The organism is Halovivax gelatinilyticus, assembly GCF_024300625.1.
GTDB lineage: Archaea > Halobacteriota > Halobacteria > Halobacteriales > Natrialbaceae > Halovivax > Halovivax gelatinilyticus.
Window position 1 is genome coordinate 363,841 of record NZ_CP101322.1, and the last position, 20,229, is coordinate 384,069.

Consider the following 20,229-nt stretch of genomic DNA (forward strand, 5'->3'; position numbering starts at 1 on the left):
TGGAACTTGCGTCGCTTACGGCTCCATCTCCCAGATGTAGATGGTCTCGTCTTCACGCGGGTCCCAGGTGATCGAATCGTCGACGCCGTAGATGCTCTCCTGGGTGTGTAAGAAGACGAACGGTGCTTTCTCGCGAGCGAGTTCGTTGACGTACTCGAGCTGTTCGCGCCGTTCGTCCGGATCTTCGATCTGCTGGCTCTCTAAGATCGCATCGCTGAGTTCCTCGTCATCGAACGTTCGCGACGGGTTGTCGGGAATCGTGAAGAATCCCTGGACGCCGTAGTCCGTGTCGCCCGTAATCGTTCCCCAGCCGATCAGGTAGAACGGATGTTCGATATCGTCCGGATCGACGCCGGCGGAGTTCGCGTCGGAGACGACCGGGAACTCGACGATGTTGGCGGAACAGTTGACGTTGGGCAATTGGTCGATCATGTCCGCAGCCGTCTCACCGACCTCCGCGTCGTTGAGGTAGCGCCCTTGCGGACAGGTGAGTTCGATCTCCGCCGGGTCGTCCTCGGTGTAACCCGCTTCTTCGACGAGCTGTTCGGCCATGTCCAGATCGTGTTCGTACGGGCCGATATTCTCGTTGAATCCGTTGATTCCGGGAGCGACTGGCTGTCCTCGGGCTTCACCGAAGCCATCGAGGACGGTTTCGACGATCGAAGCGTTGTCGACGGCGTAGTTCATCGCTTGACGGAACTCCTCGCTGTCGAACGGTTCGACGGTGTTCTTCATCGGCATGAAGATGTTCCGGAAGCTCGTGACCTGCCGGATCTCGACGTCGTCAGCCTGCTGGACGGCGTCTACGTCCGCGGGAAGAATGTTGATCGTCAGGTCGGATTCACCGGTTTCGAGCGCGTTGACGCGGCCGCTGGATTCGCCGTCGGCGTTGAACGTTACGCGCTCGAACGGCGGTTCTTCGCCCCAGTAGTCGTCGAACGCTTCGAGGACGATCTCTTCGCCGGAGGTGAATTCGACGACCTCGTACGGGCCGGTTCCGTTGAAGTCCTCCGGATCGGCACCGGAGATGGCCTCGTTCTCGGCGTCGTGGTTCTCGATCGCCCACTCCATGTTGATCGCCCGAGCGTAGTTACCGAACTCGAATTCGGCGAGACCGGGCGCCGCACCGTAGTTAATTGCGACGGTGTAGTCGTCGATCGCCTCGGCACCTTCGATAGATCCGAGTCCGAACGCACCGATGTCACTGACGACACCCATGTCGTCGTCGACCGTCCGGTTGATCGTCCAGGCGATGTCTTCGGCGGTGAGATCGTCACCGTTGTGGAAGACGACGTCGTCACGAATTTCGACGTGGGTCGTTCCCTCACCCTCCTGGATCTCCCAGTCGGTCGCAACGCGTGGGAAAATACCCTCTCCGGGTTCGAAGTCGAACAGCGGTTCGTAAATGTGGTCGTACACGTCGAAGTAATCGCCCGTGATGTGGTCGAGCGGATCGATGACGTCGGGGAACTGCGAGAGTGTAATCGTCAGTTCTTCGTCGTCATCTCCACCGAGACAGCCTGCCATCGCAAGCATCCCTGATGCTCCAGCAACTCCACCGGTGTACCGGAGTACGTCACGACGATTCATGGTCAGTTTGTCAGCACCCTGCATATGCACTTCATGAGTGGCTACAGTATTTATATATACTGGATTTAGGAAGGAGAACCAATAACAATACACACCCGATACCAGGATGATCAAACGTCCAAGTGGGAAAATAACTACGCACAGTATCGACCGCTCGAACAGCGTTCACCCGATAGGCCAAGACACATCACGTTCTGTGGTTGTAGATCAACGTGTACGTGGAGATACCCGCATAGATGTGGATGAGGGGGAGTAACCACCTGTACGCCTATACCCACCTCAAATAGACGAAGTCGAAATTAAAAAGTGGCTGAATGATGTCGTACCTTCAGACGCACACTCGACACTCAGTAGTGTGTCCACGTCACTGCCCGCGAAACCGACCGCACATTTAAGTCCATCAACGACCGACGTGGTAGTATGGCCATACATGGCCGTCCCGCCCTACGGGATCTCTTCGACGAGTCGCCGACACCGCACATTGCTCACCCGCCGCGTACCCACCACCGAGACTTCTACGTCGCCACCGACGGATCGTTTCGAGAGGCGGGTGGCGGTCTCGGCGCGGTCATCGAGACACGCGATGGGACGTCCGTCGCCAGAATCGCGATGGCAGATACGCCGCCGGACAACAACGTCGCCGAGTTCAGAGCGCTACACCTCGGCCTGGACGTACTCGCCGCACGAGCGCCGCCCGAGTCCAGCGTCGGAATTCTTGTTGACCACGACAAACTGGCGAGCAACGTCAACACCGCCGTTCTGGCGAACGGGCACCCGGACAGGCGGCCACCACATCCGTTCTCGATTCCGGCGGCGAGTGCGAATCACTGGCGCGGAATTCGCGCCCGGCTCACGGGCTTTAGCGACGTGAGAGCCGCGCGCATCGACAGTGACGAGAACCCGGCACACCCGCTCGCGAACACCCCAGAACAGTACGACCACCTCCACAGAACGCCGCCTCGGTGTGTCAGACCCGACCCGATAGAGACCACGACGAACGGACACCTCCCACCGTCGCGAGCGAATCGCCACGCCGGAGACTGATCCGCTCAAACGGCTCGCTGGCGATATTGGCGAAGATCCGACCGAACTACTGACCCGCTCGCTGTGCATCCGATCGAAGTCTACCAATCATGCGACCCACATCGGGAGAAAGAGCCCGATCGTGAGTATCAAAAGGAGATAGGCCACGAGAATCGTCGACACCGAGAGGAACGAGCCGACCGCCGATTCAACTCGACCCGGCCCGCCGTGACGATACGACCCGATCGCAGAGCGTCTGAGCCAGACGCAGACTCCCGTGTACGCTCCTCTGAGACGGCCATACACCCGTCGGTGGACGTCAACCGTTAGCCCGTAGGTGTACACGATCAACTGAGCGACCTCCCAGAGCGGATCGTACTCGTCGGGCTCGTCGAGTCTTCGACGCGTGGAGTCTCGAGTGGGTGTCTCACCGGACGCGTCGGCGCGATCGATATCGGCTCCAGTCGACCGCGTGGTACGATCCTCAGCGGATTCCGAGGTCGCCCCTCCGCCTTCGGGCTCGAGCGTCGAATCGGAACGGTTCGACCGATCCTGGTCTACCGCTTCGAGCGACGGTTGGCGAGGTTCGATGTCGACGTCGTCCAGATCCCAGTTACTCGGTTGACGTTGTGGGGGCGATTCAGATTCCCCAGCAGCCGGTGGTTCGCCCGAATCAACCGGTTCCGCCTCGCCATCGATCGGCTCTCCCTCGCGTTCTGCGTCACCGTCGTCCGCGGCGTCGGCGTCAGAATCATCCTCTTCGACGGGCTGGGTGACGTGATCCTCGCGAGACGATGGCGGCCCGTAGGCGTCGCGTAACGTGGGCGTCGAGCCGCGATCGATCGTCTTCTTCCGTCGAAACTGGATGCGAGAGATCTTTTCGTCCCAGTCGGTCATCACGAGCGCTTCACCGTCGTCGAGCGACTGGACGCTCTCGGCAGCGTCACCACCGAGAATTCGACCCGCGACTTTCGTGTCGTTCTCCCAGGTCAACCGGTGCCAGACCAGCCAGTCACACTGGGTGATGTAATCCTTCGCGACGGCGGCCGGACGCTGGGACATCGCGACGATACCGAGACCACGCTTTCGGCCACGCTTTGCGACCCGAACCAGCATTTTGTGGACGTCGTCGCCGCCGCCTCGCTCGGGGATGAACTCGTGTGCCTCCTCGACGAACAGTAAGAACGGCTTCTGGTACTGTTTCTCCGCGACGAAGAGTTCCCTCACGACCGCGTGAATCACGTCCTGGGCCACCTCCTCGTCCATGTATCCGGAGACGTCGAGAATCACCGGGACGTTCTCTTCGAGCGCGAGGTCCGCGATGAGCGGCGCGTCTTCGGGCGTTATCTCGCGGTCGCACGCCTCGTCACCGCCGACCTGTAAGAGTTCGTACCGCTCTTTCAGTGCGCTGTACTCGCCATCGGTGTCGATGATCAACAATCCGAGTCCCCGATCGAGTAACTCCTCGGCGACGACGCTCGCCGTATTAGACTTCCCGCTGCCGGACTTGCCAGTCACGAACCCGCGACCGGTCAACACCTCGTTGATCGGCAACGAGTAGCCCTTCTCGGAGACGGCAAAGCGCTCGATCGATTCGGCCATATCCTACCCCCGCTACGAAGTCGTTCCATATATGTTTCCTGTCCGAGCAGCGATCAGTGAGCTGTCACGACTGTCCAGATCCCCTCAACGTTTTTGAGGACGCAGTTTCGTGAGTAGGGTATGAACACGGATCGGATCGTCGAACTCGTCCTGAGCCGGATCTTTCTCACCGTCGCCGGCTCGACCGTCCTCCTCACCTCCGCCTTCGTCGGACTTGCCGTCATCTGGGAGGGCCGAATCGTCTCCGGCGTGACGACGCGGCTTCCCTTCTACGTCCTCGTCTTCTCGCTCGCGTTCATCGTCGCCCTGCTCAAACTCGACAACCGCGACCGCGACGGCACGCAAATCCTGATCGCTACGACCGGCATCGGCCTGGGCGCCGGCTCCCTCTTCGGCCTCGCCACGGAAGGGATAGCCTACACGCTCTACGAACCCGAAGCGGTCTTCCAGACCGGCCTGGCCGTCGTCTTCCTCGCCGCCGGCATCATCTGCACCGGACTCGGCATCTGGGGCGTCCGACACTGGCGCGAATTCGTCGGCACCAACCCACGTTACCCGACGAACGAGGAGACCGACCTCGAACCGATGGAGTGATTCTCGGGTAACACGCAATCGGCAAATCACCCATTCACAGTTTCACCGTTCACGTATTCGAGGGCCCTACGTTCGGCCTCGCTCTCGCGGTTCGCTACGCTCACCGCTCGTCCTATCGAGAATTTCGCTCGCTGTGCTCGCTCAATTCTCGTTACTCGCGGGTCGTTCCTCCCCGCTCGCTTTTTCGAGGCCTCACTGCGTTCGGCCTCGCTACTCACGGGTCACTTCGTTCCCCGTTCGACATTCCGAGGATTTCGCTCGCTGCGCTCGCTCAATCCTCGCTACTCTTGCGCATCCACAACCGCAACCCCCGCGAGGTTCACGATGTCTTTCACCTCATCGCCGCGCTGGAGGACGTGAACCGGTTCGTCCATCCCGACGAGCATCGGACCGATCGCGTCCGCACCGCCGAGACGTTGTAACAGTTTGTAGCCGATATTACCCGCTTCGAGGTTCGGGAAGACGAGCACGTTCGCCGGTTCCGTGAGATCCGAAAACTCGTACGTTTCCTGAAGGATGTCCTCGACGACGGCCGTATCCGCCTGCATCTCCCCGTCGACGGGAAAGTCGACGTCCGGGTCCTCCCGGAGCATCTTCGCCGCACGCCGGGGTTTTCGCGTCCCCTCGTTGTCGACGCTTCCGAAGTTCGAATAGGAGAGCAAGGCCGCACGCGGTTCGACGTTGAATCGTCGAGCGAGTCCCGCCGTTTGCTTTGTCACCTCGGCGAGTACGTCCTCGTCCGGCTCCATGTTGACCGTCGCGTCCGCGACGAAGATCACGCGGTTTTTGAAGGCGAGGAGGTAGACCCCGGCGACGTAGTCGACGTCATCGGCCGTTCCGATCACCTGTAGCGGCGGCCGTAACGCGGACGGGTAGTGGTGTGTGAGACCGGTCAGAAGCGCGTCGGCGTCGCCCTCCTCGACCATTACGCTCCCGAAGTAGTTCGTATCGCGAGCGATTCGATCGTGGGCCTCCGAACGGGTGAGCCCTTTGCGCTTTCGCAGCTGGTAGAGGCGCTCTGCGTACTCCTCGTAGTCATCGGCCGCGGGATCGGCGATCGTCGGGTCGAACTCGAGGCCCAGGTCGCCAGCAGTGGCCCGAATGGTGTCTGCGTCCCCGATGAGAATCGGCTCGGCGACACCCTGCTCGGCCAGCTGGTAGGCCGCCCTGATCATCTTCTCGTCGTCGCCCTCCGCGAGCGCGACGCGCTTGGGATCGCTCTTTGCCTTGTTGAGGACGACGCGCATCATCTCGCGCGACTTGCCCAGTCTGGCCTCGAGTTCGGCCTCGTACTCGTCGAGATCGAGCGAGACGCGAGACGCGCCGGAGTCGATCGCGGCTTCGGCGACCGCCGGAGCGACGGTAAACAACACCCGCGGGTCGACCGGCTTCGGAATGATGTAATCGGGTCCGAACTGAATCGGATCGTCGCCGTAGGCCTTCACCACGGCGTCGGGAACGTCCTCGCGCGCCAGTTCAGCGAGCGCGCGAGCGGCGGCCACCTTCATCTCTTCGTTGATGTCCGTCGCGCGAACGTCGAGCGCCCCACGGAAGATGAACGGAAAGCCGAGCACGTTGTTGACCTGGTTCGGGTAGTCAGACCGACCGGTCGCCATGATAACCGAGTCGTCGCGCGCCGCTTTCGCATCCTCGTAGGTGATCTCGGGGTCCGGATTCGCCATCGCGAAGATGATCGGATTCGACCCCATCGATCGAACCATCTCCTGGCTCACGATCCCGCCGATCGAGAGTCCGACAAAGACGTCTGCTCCCTCCATCGCGTCGGCGAGATCGCCCTCGGGGACGTCGCGAGCGAACTCCCGCTTGTACTCGTTGAGTTCGTCGTTCTCCGCCCGTTCCTGCGTGATGATTCCGGACGAATCGCACATGGTGATGTTCTCGCGGGTACATCCCAGCGAGACGTAGAATCGAGCGGTCGCGATGGCGCTCGCGCCCGCGCCAGAGAAGACGATCTCGAGGTCGGCGAGGTCTTTACCCGCGACGTCAGCCGCGTTGAGCAGCGCGGCGCCGGAGATGATCGCCGTGCCGTGCTGGTCGTCGTGAAACACCGGAACGTCCATCTCCTCACGGAGTCGCTCTTCGATGACGAAACACGCGGGAGCGGCGATGTCCTCCAGATTGATGCCGCCGAACGTCGGCTCCATCATGGAAACGGCGTCGACGAACTCGTCGACATCGTCCGTATCCAGTTCGACGTCGAACACGTCGATATCGGCGAATCGCTTGAACAGGACGCCCTTTCCCTCCATGACGGGCTTCGACGCCTGCGCCCCGATGTCACCGAGCCCGAGGACGGCCGACCCGTTCGAGATGACGCCGACGAGATTTCCCTTCGCCGTGTAGGTGTAGGCATCCGTTTCGTCCTCGTGGATCTCCATACACGGGGCGGCGACGCCCGGCGAGTACGCGAGCGAGAGATCTCGCTGCGTGTTCGTGGGCTTCGTCGTCGAGATCTCGAGTTTGCCAGGGGGGTCAATGCGGTGATACTCCAGCGCGTCCTCGTCGAGTCCCATACTGAGACAGTCGCGTGTACGACTACAAATGTTTGGGACTGCGTACGGACGGCAGGTCGTGTCAGTTTGACTGTCAAACGGCCAGTTCTGCCGCATTGGCCGTCCATCGTCCGATTCGACTCTTTTATACGGCCCCGCCCAAAGTGGCGTGTATGCAGGTCGCGCTCGGTGGCACCTTCGATCCCGTCCACGACGGCCACCGACGATTGTTCGAGCGAGCGTTCGAACTCGGTGACGTAACGGTCGGGTTAACGAGCGACTCGCTCGCGCCCGCGACGAGACACGTCGATCGGTACGTCAGACCGTTCGACGACCGCGCCGCGGATCTCGAATCGGAACTCGAGACGTTCGCCGACCGACACGGCCGATCGTTCGAAATCCGCACGCTCGAAGAGCCGACTGGAATCGCCACCGAGCCGCAGTTCGACGCGCTGGTCGTCTCTCCCGAAACCGTAACGGGCGGAAAACGGATCAACGAAAAGCGCCGCGAACGCGGCCACGACCCGCTCGAAATCGTCGTCGTCCCGCACACCCGGGCCGAAGACGGCGAGATCATCTCAAGCACCCGGATCGTCAACGGCGAGATCGACGAGCACGGGAACCTCACGCCGAGTAGCGACGGACGAACGTCCGGTCGTGACGCGACGTAGGCGACCAGGTCACCACTTCGGCGGTTCGAGGCCGGCGGCCGCGAGCTGATCCTTCCACTTCGATTGAATCGAAAGTCGTGAGACACCGATCGCGTCGGCGACGTCGCCTTGCGTTCGGCCGTCGCCGGCGATCAACGCGCCCGCGTAGAGACTCGCTGCCAGGACGGCTCGTTTCGATCGAGGGTCCGATGGCACGTCGGAGAGAAAGAGGTCGGTCGCGGTCGAGCGTGCGTCACGCGAGAGGTCGAGACGTTCGGCCGCGTGCTCTAGTTCCTCGATCCACTCCCGCTGGGTGAGGCGTTCCCTGGCGTTGTACATCCGTCCCAAACGACGAGGTGTGGGCGCATAAATCCAGCCCTCAGTGGATCGATCTGTTCGGTTGTAGCCATCGGCGAGTAGCCCGCACACAATGTTCACGTACGGATCCCAACGGAGAGCTACCGAGTAACCCGAAATCGAGTGATTCAGGATTCCGTTGGCTACGACCCTATTACTAACGGCCGTCGGGCGCCCAGACCCGTCTAACCCAACCGTGGCGTCGGGACCCGTCCCATGTCCAAACCAACCTGCAAACTCGTCTGTACAGGCTGCGGGCTCGAGATGCCCTATCAGGACAGAGCCCTGGCCGAGCAGGCGGCAGAATTGCACCAGCTCCGGGACGACGAGCACGTCACCTTCATCGTCCCGCCGGACTGGACGCCCGAAGAGTCGGTCACCCATCGCTGACCGACAGGTTCTTACTCGATACGGCGAGTAGTCAAAACTGCGCGCGGGTAACCAAGTGGCCAACGGTGCAGCGCTTAGGACGCTGTCGCGTAGGCGTCCGCAGGTTCGAATCCTGTCCCGCGCATTGCTGTGGCGAACACCTCGTGAGCCACTGCAATCTGATGAAGGATTCGAAGTAAACCGAGGTTCTGCGCGAAGCGCAGGTTCTCGGGTGTGGTTCGAATCCTGTCCCGCGCATGTTAGACACGAACGCCAGTGAGTGTCTCAGTGTTGCGAACGGCGAAAGCCGTGAGCGTCTCGAACGACAGTGAGAGACGCGTCTGCGCCACGAAGGATTGAAGTGGTCCGTTTCCACGGGCCCGGACGTCGTCGCAACAGCGTACCGGTCTGAGAACGGGTCGCGGTGAAGTCCCGAGACCCCGTCGAAACAGAGCAGAACGGCTTTACGTCGGGGTCCACTTTCCGCACACATGGATTACGAATCGAGTCTCGAACGAGCGATGGAGAACGTTCCGGACATCGGAGGCGACGACGAGCGCCTCGACATTCCGGACCCGAAACCGCAAAAAGACGGTGCGTTCACCCGGTTTACGAACATGGCCGAGATCGCGGACGTTCTCGGACGAGAGCCCGAACACATCCACCGGTTCATCCAGCGTGAACTGGGGACGAGCGGGAAGTTCGCGGACGGGCGCGGCCGGTACAACGGAAACTTCTCACAGCAGGATTTCGACGCGGCGATCGACGCCTACGTCGACGAGTACGTACTCTGCTCTGAGTGCGGCCTGCCGGACACTCGCCTCGTTCGCGAGGATCGGACGCCCATGCTCCGGTGTGACGCCTGTGGGGCGTTCAGGCCGGTCACGAAGCGCTCGCAGAGCCAGACCCAGCAGCAAGACCGCGAGGCCGTCGAGGAGGGTCAGACGTACACGGTCGAGATTACCGGAACCGGCCGCAAGGGCGACGGCGTCGCCGAAAAGGGATCGTACACCATCTTCGTCCCCGGCGCGCAGAAGGGCGAAGTCGTCGAAATCTACATCGAGAACATCTCCGGCAACCTCGCGTTCGCGCGGAAAGCGTAAGACGACCGCCGGTGACGTCCGTTTGACAACCGGCCACACGTTCTGATACGCGAGAAATAAAGAGTGACGCGGATCAATCGGAGGTATGGACGAGTCAGTTCGGAAAGGACTGGACGGTGTCGTCGCAGATGAGACACGGTTGAGCCAGATCGACGGCGAGGCTGGCGAACTAACGATCGGGGGGTATCCGCTCGGTGAACTCGCTGGTAACGCCACGTTCGAGGAGACGCTGTTTCTGCTCTACGAAGATCGATTGCCGACCGCCGAGGAACTCGAAGCGTTCGACGAACGACTGTCAGCGTACCGAACGATTACGCCGGCGACGCAGTCGGTCGTCGAGGCCGCGGCGACTCGGGGTCAATCGGCGATGGACGCAGCCAGGATGGGCATCGCCAGCGCCTCGCTCGCGCGAACGGACGACGATCGGGCCGAAGAAGCGACCGAACGCGACGCCCTGCTTTCCGTCGCTCAGCTTCCGACCATCGTCGCGGCGTACTGGCGCGCCACGCAAGGTGAGAGCGCACCCGAGCCACGCGCCGATCTCTCACATGCCGGAAACTACCTCTACATGCTGACCGGCGAGGAGCCCACCGAGAGCGAGGTTCGCGGACTCGAAACGTACGTAAACGCCGTGGTCGACCACGGCTTCAACGCCTCGACGTTCACCGCGAGGGCGATCGCCTCGACCGAGTCGGACGTCGTCTCGGCCGTCACCGGCGCCGTCGGGGCGCTCAAAGGCCCGCTCCACGGCGGTGCACCGGGACCGGTCCTCGACATGCTCGATGAGACGCATCGAGCGGACGACGTCCGCTCCGTTCTCGAAGGGAAACTCGACGCCGGCGAGCGCCTGATGGGATTCGGCCACCGGGTGTACAACGTCCGCGATCCCCGAGCGTCGGTCCTCTCCGAGGCGGCAGAATCGCTGTATCGGGCCGAGGACGGCGGGGACGAGGACTTCTACGAATCCGCCCGAGAGACGGAGGTGGTCGCGCGTGACCTCCTATCCGAGCGTCGGCCGGACCTCGATCTCGAGACCAACGTCGAGTTCTACACCGCGGTGTTGCTGCGCGGCGTCGGAGTTCCGCGCGACCTCTTCAGCGCCACCTTCGCCGTCGCCCGCGTCGGCGGCTGGACGGCACACGTCATCGAACAGCGAGCAGACAACCGGATCGTCCGTCCGCGATCCCGGTACGTCGGCGCATCCAATCGAACGTGGACGCCGATCGACGAGCGCTAAGGCGGGTCGGACGGTTCGATCTGATCCCGGCTGACTCCGACCGCACTGCTTGCCACCGACTCAATACTTTTGGCGCCGTGGAAAATTCGCTACCACATGGCAACGACGCTACCCGACGCCGAGTACGACCGGCGGCTAGAGCGCGTTCGAGATCGGATCGCCGAGTCCCAGGCCGATGCCGGCGTCTGGTTCGGTGCGACGAGTATCGAGTATCTCACCGGGTTCGATCACATCCAGACCGAGCGGCCGGTCGCGCTCGCGATCACGCCCGACCGGGCGGAGATAACGGTCCCGCGCCTCGAGGTCGAGCGGGTCGAATCGAATCCGCGGATCGACGCCGTGCACGGCTACCACGACTACCCCGGCGGGCGACCGATCGCCATCGCCGTCGAGATGCTCTCCGGACTCGGCGCCGAATCGGTCCTCGCAGATGCGGATGGAGCGCCGGGGACGATGGGATACGAAGGACCGGCGCTCTCTGCCTTCGTCGACGTGACCGAACAGTCCTGGGTGTCGCGAATGCGTTGGGAGAAATCGGCCGCCGAGATCGACCTGATTCGCGAGTCGGCCCGATGGGGGAACCTGGCCCACCGGTACCTCGCAGAGTACACGGAAGTCGGCGAACACCCGGCGACCGTGAGCCAGCGAGCGTCGATGGAGGCGTCGCGAGCGATGCTCGACACCCTCGGGTCGGAGTACGTCGCCCGCACGCGTGGAACGGGGCCGGCGTTCGCCGGCTACATCACCGGTCCGCAGACGCGGCTCCCGCACGGCCACACGGCCAACCGCCGGTTGCAAGAAGGCGACGTGCTCGTCACCGGCGCGTCGGCGAACGTCGACGGCTATCACTCCGAACTCGAGCGGACGATGTTTCTGGGCGAGCCCTCGGACGAGCAGGTCCACTACTTCGAACTGATGGTCGAGGCCCAGGACGTCGCGATCGACGCGCTCGGGCCGGGCGTTCCGATCGCCGACGTCGACGAGGCCGTCGACGCGTACGCCGAAGAACAGGGGATTTCCGACCTGCTTCAACACCACGTCGGCCACAACATCGGCATGGACGGTCACGAACCGCCGTACATCGACCGGGGCTGGGGCGACCACTGTGAGAACGAACACACCCCGTACGACGCCGACGATGCCGTCATGCGGCCGGGCCACGTCTGGACGATCGAGCCCGGCATCTACACCGACGAGTACGGCTACCGTCACTCCGATACGATCGCCATCACCGACGACGGAATCGAGTGGCTGACGTACTTCCCGCGAGAGCTCGAAGCGAACGTCATTCCGGTCGAGTGAGCGTCGACCGAGGTCCGAAAGTCCGCGGCCCATCTTCGGCGACTCGGGACCTCCACCGATTCATTCAAGTGAATTTGGACTAACATCACCCGTGTGGCAGTATCGTTCGACTGCTTTGGAACGCTCGTCGCGGTGGACCGACCGGCGGATCCGGCCGACGCCGTGGCCCGCGAACTCGAATCGAGAGGGGTCGCGGTCCCCGACGATTGGTCCACCGCCTATCGCGAGCACCACGTCGATGCGCCCGAATACGCGGAGGTTCCACTCCCCGCACACGTCGGCCGCGCGCTCGCCAGTCGCGACGTCGAGTGGGAAGGAAACGCCGTCCGCCGGGCGGTCGTTGCGGCGTTCGATCCCGTCGTCGAGACGCGTCCGGGCGCCGTCGAGGCCGTCGAGGCCGCGAGCGAACGTGGCCCCGTCGCCGTCTGTTCGAACTGTGCCGTCCCGGAACTGGTCTCGAAAACGTTGGTGCGCGCCGACGTCGATCGGTCGATTTTCGACGCGATCGTGACGAGCGCCGGGTGTGGCTGGCGAAAACCGGCCCCCGAGATCTTCGTCGCGACCGCCGAGGCGCTCTGCGTCGATCCGGCCGAATTGATCCACGTGGGCGACGATCCGGAGACGGACGGCGGCGTCTCGACCGTCGGGGGGACGCCGATTCTTCTCACGGAGACGCCGCTCTCACGCGTTCAGGACCGGCTCGAATCGCTGTCCAGGACGCGGCTCCGATCCGGTGACCGGCGCGGGTCGAACCGACCGGCACGATCGGGCGCACGAGAAGACCCCGACGGCGGCGACCGCGAGGACGATCCGTGACGCTGACGACGCTCGCGCTCGTCGCGTTCGCGTTCGGGCTCGATCTGCTCGTCGGCGACCCGCCGAACCGACTGCATCCGGTCGCCTGGTTCGGAGCCGCGGTCGCCCCGGTCGATCGTGACTGGTCGGTGAGCGAGCGAGCGGAACGGCTGCTCGGCATCGTCGTCGCCGTCGCGTTTCCCGGGGTCGTCGCAATCGTTGTCGCGGGGATCGTCCACGTCGCTGCTGAGATCCACTACCTGGTACCCGCCATCCTCGCCGGGACGGTCCTCTTCGTGACGACGAGCCTTCGCTCCCTTCTGGAGCTGACCGAAACCGTCGTCGAGCGATCCGTGAGCGACGTCGAGGCGGCGCGAGCCGTCGTCCCCGGGCTCGTCGGACGTGAGCCGAACGATCTCTCACCGGGCCAGCTCCGAAGCGCGGCGGTCGAGAGCGCCACGGAGAACCTCTCCGACGGATTCGTCGCCACCTTCCTCCCGTTCGTCCTGGTCGCGCCCTTCTCGCTGTCGGCGGCGGCCGGCGTCGCGGCGTGGGTGAAAGCCGTCAACACGCTCGACTCGATGCTCGGGTACCCCGAGAAACCGATCGGAACGGCGAGCGCGCGACTCGACGACCTCGTCATGATCGTTCCGGCACGCCTCACGGCGCTCTCGCTTGCAATCGCAGCGGGGCGGCCCGATGCGCTGGTACGCGCCCGAACGTGGGCGAGGGCGACCCCCTCGCCGAACGCCGGCTGGCCGATGGCCGTCGGAGCCGTCGTCCTCGGCGTCAGACTGGAAAAGCCGGGCGTCTACGTCCTCAATCCCGACGCGGAGAATCCGACGGTCGAGGACGGCCGTCGGGCGCTCACGCTGGTCGGGTTGGGTGCCGCCGTCGCCGTCACGCTGACCGTCGCCGCGACGATCGTCGCACAGCTGGTCCACGCCGAGGTGATTGTGTGACGAGCGGTGCGAACGAGTACGGAAGGAAGTCCCGTCCAGTCGGGGCGCTCCGGGCGGGATTCGGGTTTCTGACCAGACTCCCGACGGGAGATGCCAACGAGGCAGACTGGGACGCGTTCCGTCGGTCGCTCTGGGTGTTTCCCGCGGTCGGTTTCGTCGTCGGCAGTCTCGCTGCGATCCCGCTGGCCGCCGTCGACGCGGTTCCGGCCGTCACGGTCGCGTTCGGGTACGTGGTGACGATCTATCTCGTGACCGGCATCCACCACGTAGACGGCGTCGCCGACCTGGGCGATGCCGTCGTCGTCCACGGGGACGGTGATCGGAGACGGGCCGTGCTCAAAGATACGACGACGGGCGTGGGCGCGCTGCTCGCCGTCTCGCTCGTCGTCGTCGGGCTTGCGCTCGGCGGACTGGCGCTGACTATCGTCCCGATCGCCGTCGCCGCGACCGTCGTGCTCGCGGCGGAGGTCGGTGCGAAGCTCTCGATGGCGGCCATCGCCGCGTTCGCAACCGCGAGTCACGAGGGTACGGGATCGCAATTCACCCGATCTGGGACTCACCGATCGCTCGCCGCCGCAACGCTGGTCTCGCTCTCGGCGGTCCTCCTTCTCCCGATTCTCGCGCCGATCGGGACGACGGGCGTGGCGGTCGTAGGACTGCTCACCCTCGGTGGATCGCTCGCGGGTGGCGCGGTCCCGTGGATGTGGGCTCGCGCTCGGCTCGGCGGCGTCACGGGCGACGTGTTCGGCGCGGCGAACGAAATCGGTCGGCTCGTCGGAATCCACCTGGGGGTGATCGCGTGGACGCTCTCGTGATGTGCGGCGGCCGAGGCCGTAGGCTCGAGAGCGAGGTGGAAAAACCGCTGTATCCCGTCGATGGAACGCCGATGGTCGATCGCGTGCTCGCGGCGCTCGCGGAGAGTTCGATCGAGGCGAGCTACGCGGTCGTCTCGCCGAACGCGCCGGGGACTCGCGACTATCTCGGGGACCGATCCGTCGAACTGATCGAGACGCCGGGGAACGGGTACGTCGACGACCTCCGGTGTGCGCTAGCGGATCCGCGCATCGATCGGCCCGTACTGACGACCGCTTCCGATCTCCCGCTTTTGACCCCCGGCGTGATCGACGAGATCCTCGAGACGTACGCCGATCTGATCGACCGAGGCGATCGCACAGACACGGAAGCCGCGAGCGGTTCGTGTTCGCCGTCGATGACGGTCTGCGTTCCCGTCGCGCTCAAAGACCGACTCGGCGTCTCCACCGATCGGTCCCAGCGGGGCGACGATTCGACCGTCCCGGCCGGCCTCAACGTCGTCGGATCGGGCGACCGGTCGATCGTCCACGTCGGTTCCGATCCTGCGATCGCGGTCAACGTGAACCGACCGACCGACGGCCGGGTCGCCGAGCGACTCATCGACGAACACGATTGACGAAACATGATAGATAGTGACCAGCGAGCATCGATCCGGCGACACATTTCCGAACACGAACCGACGACCGACGTCGACCGCGTGAGCGGTCGAGCGAACCACGCGAGAGGACCACAATGCGGCTGATACTCGCCGCAGGGTCGACCGAAACGGCCCTGATCGACGGCATTAGCGCGGCCGGTGCGTCGCCCGAACTGATGGCCCACACCCCGTCCGGCGATGCGGAGATCGTCGTCTACGGGGCGCCGATCCGTTCGCCGGTTACGCCGGTCTCGCCGACCGGATGCGTGACCCCGGCGGCCGTGACGCGAGCCGTGTTGGACGTTCGATCGGTGCCCGCGATCGTTCTGGACGCGGGAATGATGGCCGAGACGGCCGCGCCGACCGTCGATCTGGACGCCGACCCGGGCGCCGACGTCCGGGAGTCGGTGGCGGTCGCCGACGCCGACCGACTGTACGAGCGAGCGAGAGCGTTCGGCGCCGCGCTGACCGACGACGCGGTGATGATCGGCGAGACGATACCGGGCGGAACGACCACGGCGCTCGGCGTCCTCACCGCGCTCGGCGAGCCGGCCGGCGTCTCGTCGTCGATGCGGTCGAATCCCGTCGATCTCAAGCGACGCGTCGTCGAGGAGGGGATCGCCGCCAGCGGGATCGAACCGGGAGACTGTGCCGGTTCACCCATCGAGGCGGTCGAACTGATGGGCGATCCCGTCCAGGCGACGGTGGCCGGCGTGGCGTCCGGTGCGCTCGAGGCGGGTATCGACGTGACGCTCGCCGGCGGCACGCAGCAACTGGCCATCGCCGCGCTGGTCCGTCACGCGGGAATGGACGACGGCCTGTCGATCGCGACGACCGCCTTCGTCGCAGCCGACCGGGGCGACGATCTCCGGACGGCCGCCGAGCGGCTCGACCTCGCGCTCGTGGTCACGGACCCCGGGTTCGACGGAGGGGAACACGTCGCGATGGCCCGATACTGCGCCGGAGAGGTCAAAGAGGGCGTCGGTATGGGCGGCGCCCTTTCGCTCGTCGAACCGGCAGAACGCGACGCCGTCCGCGACCGGTTCGTCGCCGTCTGCGATCGCCTCGGCGTCGACGAAGTGACCGAGTCGACGGACGAATTCGGCGAACGCTCGCCGGAGGTGACGTGATCGTGGACAGACGCGGCGTCGAATCGACTGGACGAGTTCCGCACGGCGGCGACCCGAATCCTAGCGTCGTCGACTGCAGCGCGAACGTCAACCCGAAAACGCCAGCGGGCGTCGAAGGTGTGTACCGGAGCGCACTCGGGGCAGCGAAACGATATCCGGACGACGGCTACCCGGAGTTCCGACGCGTCGCGGCCGACTACGTCGGCGTCGAACCCGAACGGATCGTGCCGACCGCCGGTGGACTCGCCGCGATCCGACTCGCGATCGCGGTCTCGATCGATCCCGGCGACGAGGTGCTCGTTCCGGCCCCGAGTTTCGGCGAGTACGAACGGGAGGTCAGACTGCACGGCGGTATCCCCCGATTCGTTCCCCACGACGAGATACTCGACCGTGAGCCGACCGGGTGCTCGCTCGCGATCGTCTGTTCGCCGAACAACCCGACGGGCGAGGTCGCCGATCTCGACGCACTCTCCGACTTCGCCGAGCGTTGTGGCCGCGCGGGGACGACGCTTCTCGTCGACGAGGCCTTTCTCGGATTCACCGACCGGCCGTCGGCGGCCACCCTCTACCGGGAGGACGTGATCGTCGTGCGCTCGCTGACCAAGCTGTTCGGGTTGCCGGGACTCAGAGCCGGGTTCGCGGTCGCCGCCGGCAAGCGAAGGCGATTGCTCGAATCGGCTCGTCCCGCGTGGGGACTCGGAACGCCGGCCGCTCGCGTCGGCAGCCACTGTATGCGAGACGACGAATTCGTGCGGGCCACTCGCGAACGGGTCGAGCGGGAACGAGAGCGGTTGCGATCGGGCCTCGTCGACGCCGGATTCGACGTCCGGGCGTCGGACGCGCCATTCGTCCTCGTCGAATGTGCTGAGCCCGACGCGGTCCTCGAGCGGGCCCGACGCCACGGGATCGCGCTCCGGGACGCCAGGACGTTCCGGGGACTCGATTCGCACGTTCGCATCGCGGTGCGCTCACGAGAGGTGACCGATCGGGTTCTCGAGGTGCTCGTCGATGGGTGACGGTCGACTCGACGCGACAGGTGACGGTGTTACGTCGCGATCACACGAGATCGACCGCGTCGCTGGCGTGCTCCGCGTCGGCCGGCCCACCACGGAGTGGCTTCACACCGGCTGGAACGGTGGCCGAACGACGGCCGACGCCGCCTACAACGTCACGGTCCCGACCGACTGGAATCCGTCGGACATCCACACGTGGGTGTCGGATCAACTGGCTACCGCCGGCTTCGACGAACCCGGGCCGGTCCTGCTGACGGGCGTCTCGATGGCGCACGTCCGCGGGGCTCGCTACAGCCCCGTAACCGTGTACGCGACCGCGGGGGTGTCGAACCCGGCAGCGCTCCCGATGGACCCGCCGGACGTATCGCGATCGGACGAACCGACCGTGGACGACGCGAGCGGTGACGGGGAAGCCGACGGCGGGACCGGCGCGGGAAACACGCCGTCGGGCGTCGGAACCGTCAACCTGCTGATTCTGGTCGATCGGACGCTCGGAGACGGCGCGCTGGCGAACCTGCTCGCCGTCGCCGCGGAGGCGAAGGCCGCGACGCTCCTCGATCGGACCGGATTCCCGGGAACGACGACCGACGCCGTTACCGTCGGTCACGACCCGACGGGCGAACCGATCCCGTACTCCGGAAGCGCGACCAGCGTGGGCGGGGCGACCCGCGCGTGCGTTCGAGATGCCCTGACGGCATCCCTGCGCTCCCGATACGGTCAGTCCGACAACGAACTGCCGAGAAGCGTCGACGAGGCCGAACACGGCGTTTCGACGGATGCGAGAGCCGACGTGTTCGAGATCGACCCGTGACCGCTGGGGTACCCGTCGACGGACGCCGGCACTGAGACTCCCGACACAGTCGCTAGGACCCGACCACCGCGCACTCCCGTACTTTCACTTTCACTCCGCTCGGGTCGCTTTGACGTACGCTCCGGATAACCTGAGAGTCATGAGCACTAACGCGGTCGTCCTGAAGGACGAATCGACCCACAACCCACCGCAATCCGCGGACGCGTCCGTCGAGGCGGTCGAACATAGAATCGCGAGAACCGAACGGCGTCGCGTCGACGTGACGGAGCTCTCAGCCGATGGGCTGCAGACGTTCATCGACGAGAACGTCGGCACCCACCTCGTCTCGCTCGAACGTCGTGCCGGCCGGACGTACCTGCTCCTCGAGTGAGGACGATCCGTTGGCTCGGTTCGATCGCCGGATTCCAGCGCGTCGCTTCGCCGAACGCGCGTTCGCGTCGAGGGTAATGCCTATCACGTCCAGTCGGTAATCGGAATTCATGCCAGGGCCTGCATTTCTCTCCGGGGAACGAGTGTCTCTCCATCCCATCGAATCGGAAGACAACGCGTTCTGTCGACGGTTGCTCAACGATAGCCGGGTCAGGACGCGTATTGCGGTCGCGGATCCGATCACCGAACACGGCGAACGCGAGTGGATCGAGCGCCAGGAAGACGGCGACGGCTGGAACTTTCTGATCTGTGAATCGAACGGCGAGTCCGATGGGGACGGCGAACTCGGCCGCGTGGGAACGATCGGACTCACGCCGGAAAATCCGACCTGGGGGAACGCCGAGATCGGCTACTCCATCGCGCCCGACCACTGGTGTAACGGCTACGCCACCGACGCCGTCTCCCTGATTTGCCAGTATGCGTTCGACGAGCGTCGTATCGAGAAGCTCTTTGCGATCACGCTCGCGGATAACGCCGGTTCCGGCCGCGTTCTCGAGAAGAACGGCTTCGAACGAGAAGGACGATTGCGCGGCGAAGCGTTCGTCGGCGGCGAGCGGGTCGACGCCATCCGGTACGGCCTGCTCGGGGCGGCGTGGCGCGACGACTGAGTCGACCGCGATCGGTGGGTGCGACCCGGTCAGAAAGGCACTTCCCGCGGGAGCGACTTCGGTGTCGTGTGTACACCAGCGATGGCGACGGGAGTGACGGAGCCGACGCGGATCCCCCATCCGGATCGACGGCGGAATCGGCCCCTCGCGTCGAAGTCCATCCCGGACGGGAGGTCGTCGTCGACTTCGATCCGGGGCTGACCTTCGAGTGCGTCGACGAGTGTAGCTGGTGCTGTCATCACGGCGTCTTACTGTACGGTAAGGACCTGATCGAACTCGCCGCGCGGGCGAACTTAGCCGAGACGACGACGGACTTTCGCGGCGAGAAGTTCGTCACGCGGGAGCCGAAAGACCGCGACGAGCACGTCTCCGAGGACGGAAACGCGTGTGCATTCCTCGGCGACGACGGCCTGTGTCGGCTCCACCTCGAAGACGACCACGACTGGAAACCGACGCGGTGTTCGGTCTTTCCGCTCGCGGTGAGCCGCGACGACGGGGACCTCCGCGTCGACGTGCGAGAGTCGGCCCACGATCACTGCGAGGGACTCGGCGTCTCGGACCGGCACGTGATCGATCACCTCGACGCGTTCCTCCCGGAACTTCTCTGGGAGCTCGACGATCCGGACTCAGACCGGGTGCTCTAGACGCAGACCGGACGCTGTAGGTCGGTCGCGCGGGCGACGTACCGTCC

At 64.6% G+C, this 20,229-nt stretch carries 21 protein-coding genes and 1 tRNA gene; 18 read left to right on the top strand and 4 right to left on the bottom strand.

The features are described from left to right. Nucleotides 1-15 precede the first annotated feature (15 nt). The gene (locus NKH31_RS01740) at nt 16-1,590 is read right to left on the bottom strand and encodes an ABC transporter substrate-binding protein (RefSeq protein WP_254863419.1); all 1,575 of its coding nucleotides are present in this window, start codon (nt 1,588-1,590) and stop codon (nt 16-18) included. Between the two features lie 420 nt (nt 1,591-2,010). Between NKH31_RS01740 and NKH31_RS01745 the strand changes: the two genes are divergently transcribed. Continuing rightward, nucleotides 2,011-2,634, top strand: a complete 624-nt coding sequence (locus tag NKH31_RS01745; protein ID WP_254863420.1) for a ribonuclease H family protein — start codon at nt 2,011-2,013, stop codon at nt 2,632-2,634. A gap of 87 nt (nt 2,635-2,721) precedes the next feature. On the opposite strand, the gene NKH31_RS01750 is transcribed toward NKH31_RS01745, so the two are convergent. Further along, entirely contained in the window at nt 2,722-4,215 is a 1,494-nt protein-coding gene (locus NKH31_RS01750) for an ATP-binding protein (protein ID WP_254863421.1), read from the bottom strand. A gap of 120 nt (nt 4,216-4,335) precedes the next feature. Between NKH31_RS01750 and NKH31_RS01755 the strand changes: the two genes are divergently transcribed. Next, nucleotides 4,336-4,809: a hypothetical protein gene (locus NKH31_RS01755; RefSeq protein WP_254863422.1), complete on the top strand. Its 474-nt coding sequence runs from the start codon at nt 4,336-4,338 to the stop codon at nt 4,807-4,809. Nucleotides 4,810-5,090: 281 nt separating this feature from the next. Here the strand turns inward: NKH31_RS01755 and NKH31_RS01760 are convergent, their stop codons facing one another. Beyond that, entirely contained in the window at nt 5,091-7,343 is a 2,253-nt protein-coding gene (locus NKH31_RS01760) for an NADP-dependent malic enzyme (protein ID WP_254863423.1), read from the bottom strand. A gap of 152 nt (nt 7,344-7,495) precedes the next feature. Here NKH31_RS01760 and NKH31_RS01765 point away from each other — a divergent pair, with 152 nt between their 5' ends. Further along, the gene (locus tag NKH31_RS01765; protein ID WP_254863424.1) at nt 7,496-7,993 is read left to right on the top strand and encodes a phosphopantetheine adenylyltransferase; all 498 of its coding nucleotides are present in this window, start codon (nt 7,496-7,498) and stop codon (nt 7,991-7,993) included. Between the two features lie 9 nt (nt 7,994-8,002). Here the strand turns inward: NKH31_RS01765 and NKH31_RS01770 are convergent, their stop codons facing one another. Next, nucleotides 8,003-8,311, bottom strand: a complete 309-nt coding sequence (locus NKH31_RS01770; RefSeq protein WP_254863425.1) for a cyclin family protein — start codon at nt 8,309-8,311, stop codon at nt 8,003-8,005. A gap of 234 nt (nt 8,312-8,545) precedes the next feature. Here NKH31_RS01770 and NKH31_RS01775 point away from each other — a divergent pair, with 234 nt between their 5' ends. The 15 genes from NKH31_RS01775 to NKH31_RS01845 all read left to right on the top strand — a co-directional run bounded on the left by NKH31_RS01775 (nt 8,546) and on the right by NKH31_RS01845 (nt 20,182). Next, on the top strand, nt 8,546-8,719 hold the full coding sequence (locus NKH31_RS01775; RefSeq protein WP_254863426.1) for a hypothetical protein: 174 nt from the start codon (nt 8,546-8,548) through the stop codon (nt 8,717-8,719). Between the two features lie 41 nt (nt 8,720-8,760). After that, nucleotides 8,761-8,843: transfer RNA gene (locus tag NKH31_RS01780), tRNA-Leu, on the top strand. 346 nt (nt 8,844-9,189) lie between these two features. Continuing rightward, nucleotides 9,190-9,801, top strand: coding sequence for a translation initiation factor IF-2 subunit beta (locus NKH31_RS01785; RefSeq protein ID WP_254863427.1), 612 nt, complete (start codon nt 9,190-9,192; stop codon nt 9,799-9,801). 85 nt (nt 9,802-9,886) lie between these two features. Next, a complete protein-coding gene (locus NKH31_RS01790; protein WP_254863428.1) occupies nt 9,887-11,038 on the top strand; it encodes a citrate synthase in 1,152 nt (383 codons plus the stop codon). Between the two features lie 96 nt (nt 11,039-11,134). Further along, the gene (locus NKH31_RS01795) at nt 11,135-12,340 is read left to right on the top strand and encodes a M24 family metallopeptidase (RefSeq protein WP_254863429.1); all 1,206 of its coding nucleotides are present in this window, start codon (nt 11,135-11,137) and stop codon (nt 12,338-12,340) included. A 93-nt stretch (nt 12,341-12,433) separates the two neighbouring features. Further along, the gene (locus NKH31_RS01800) at nt 12,434-13,156 is read left to right on the top strand and encodes an HAD family hydrolase (protein WP_254863430.1); all 723 of its coding nucleotides are present in this window, start codon (nt 12,434-12,436) and stop codon (nt 13,154-13,156) included. After that, a complete protein-coding gene (gene cbiB, locus NKH31_RS01805; RefSeq protein WP_254863431.1) occupies nt 13,153-14,097 on the top strand; it encodes an adenosylcobinamide-phosphate synthase CbiB in 945 nt (314 codons plus the stop codon). Before NKH31_RS01800 ends, cbiB begins: the two co-directional genes overlap by 4 nt. Then, complete coding sequence (cobS, locus tag NKH31_RS01810) at nt 14,094-14,912, top strand: adenosylcobinamide-GDP ribazoletransferase (RefSeq protein ID WP_254863433.1); 819 nt, start codon at nt 14,094-14,096, stop codon at nt 14,910-14,912. Before cbiB ends, cobS begins: the two co-directional genes overlap by 4 nt. Continuing rightward, entirely contained in the window at nt 14,897-15,526 is a 630-nt protein-coding gene (locus NKH31_RS01815) for an NTP transferase domain-containing protein (protein ID WP_425492292.1), read from the top strand. Before cobS ends, NKH31_RS01815 begins: the two co-directional genes overlap by 16 nt. Before the next feature lie 116 nt (nt 15,527-15,642). Next, a complete protein-coding gene (gene cobT / locus NKH31_RS01820) occupies nt 15,643-16,677 on the top strand; it encodes a nicotinate mononucleotide-dependent phosphoribosyltransferase CobT (protein ID WP_254863434.1) in 1,035 nt (344 codons plus the stop codon). A 2-nt stretch (nt 16,678-16,679) separates the two neighbouring features. Beyond that, a complete protein-coding gene (locus NKH31_RS01825; RefSeq protein WP_254864845.1) occupies nt 16,680-17,693 on the top strand; it encodes an aminotransferase class I/II-fold pyridoxal phosphate-dependent enzyme in 1,014 nt (337 codons plus the stop codon). After that, nucleotides 17,686-18,501 (top strand): adenosylcobinamide amidohydrolase, encoded by an 816-nt coding sequence (locus NKH31_RS01830; protein WP_254863435.1) that lies wholly within the window; start codon nt 17,686-17,688, stop codon nt 18,499-18,501. Before NKH31_RS01825 ends, NKH31_RS01830 begins: the two co-directional genes overlap by 8 nt. A 139-nt stretch (nt 18,502-18,640) precedes the next feature. Beyond that, the gene (locus NKH31_RS01835) at nt 18,641-18,871 is read left to right on the top strand and encodes a hypothetical protein (RefSeq protein ID WP_254863436.1); all 231 of its coding nucleotides are present in this window, start codon (nt 18,641-18,643) and stop codon (nt 18,869-18,871) included. A gap of 109 nt (nt 18,872-18,980) precedes the next feature. Further along, entirely contained in the window at nt 18,981-19,538 is a 558-nt protein-coding gene (locus NKH31_RS01840; protein ID WP_254863437.1) for a GNAT family N-acetyltransferase, read from the top strand. A gap of 68 nt (nt 19,539-19,606) precedes the next feature. Beyond that, on the top strand, nt 19,607-20,182 hold the full coding sequence (locus NKH31_RS01845) for a YkgJ family cysteine cluster protein (RefSeq protein WP_254863438.1): 576 nt from the start codon (nt 19,607-19,609) through the stop codon (nt 20,180-20,182). Nucleotides 20,183-20,229 lie beyond the last annotated feature (47 nt).

What these genes read in the sequence shown, in the direction of transcription:
- NKH31_RS01740 (WP_254863419.1), bottom strand. Translation starts at nt 1,590, where the DNA reads ATGAATCGTCGTGACGTACTCCGGTACACCGGTGGAGTTGCTGGAGCA.
- NKH31_RS01745 (WP_254863420.1), top strand. Translation starts at nt 2,011, where the DNA reads ATGGCCATACATGGCCGTCCCGCCCTACGGGATCTCTTCGACGAGTCG.
- NKH31_RS01750 (WP_254863421.1), bottom strand. Translation starts at nt 4,215, where the DNA reads ATGGCCGAATCGATCGAGCGCTTTGCCGTCTCCGAGAAGGGCTACTCG.
- NKH31_RS01755 (WP_254863422.1), top strand. Translation starts at nt 4,336, where the DNA reads ATGAACACGGATCGGATCGTCGAACTCGTCCTGAGCCGGATCTTTCTC.
- NKH31_RS01760 (WP_254863423.1), bottom strand. Translation starts at nt 7,343, where the DNA reads ATGGGACTCGACGAGGACGCGCTGGAGTATCACCGCATTGACCCCCCT.
- NKH31_RS01765 (WP_254863424.1), top strand. Translation starts at nt 7,496, where the DNA reads ATGCAGGTCGCGCTCGGTGGCACCTTCGATCCCGTCCACGACGGCCAC.
- NKH31_RS01770 (WP_254863425.1), bottom strand. Translation starts at nt 8,311, where the DNA reads ATGTACAACGCCAGGGAACGCCTCACCCAGCGGGAGTGGATCGAGGAA.
- NKH31_RS01775 (WP_254863426.1), top strand. Translation starts at nt 8,546, where the DNA reads ATGTCCAAACCAACCTGCAAACTCGTCTGTACAGGCTGCGGGCTCGAG.
- NKH31_RS01785 (WP_254863427.1), top strand. Translation starts at nt 9,190, where the DNA reads ATGGATTACGAATCGAGTCTCGAACGAGCGATGGAGAACGTTCCGGAC.
- NKH31_RS01790 (WP_254863428.1), top strand. Translation starts at nt 9,887, where the DNA reads ATGGACGAGTCAGTTCGGAAAGGACTGGACGGTGTCGTCGCAGATGAG.
- NKH31_RS01795 (WP_254863429.1), top strand. Translation starts at nt 11,135, where the DNA reads ATGGCAACGACGCTACCCGACGCCGAGTACGACCGGCGGCTAGAGCGC.
- cobT (WP_254863434.1), top strand. Translation starts at nt 15,643, where the DNA reads ATGCGGCTGATACTCGCCGCAGGGTCGACCGAAACGGCCCTGATCGAC.
- NKH31_RS01830 (WP_254863435.1), top strand. Translation starts at nt 17,686, where the DNA reads ATGGGTGACGGTCGACTCGACGCGACAGGTGACGGTGTTACGTCGCGA.
- NKH31_RS01835 (WP_254863436.1), top strand. Translation starts at nt 18,641, where the DNA reads ATGAGCACTAACGCGGTCGTCCTGAAGGACGAATCGACCCACAACCCA.
- NKH31_RS01840 (WP_254863437.1), top strand. Translation starts at nt 18,981, where the DNA reads ATGCCAGGGCCTGCATTTCTCTCCGGGGAACGAGTGTCTCTCCATCCC.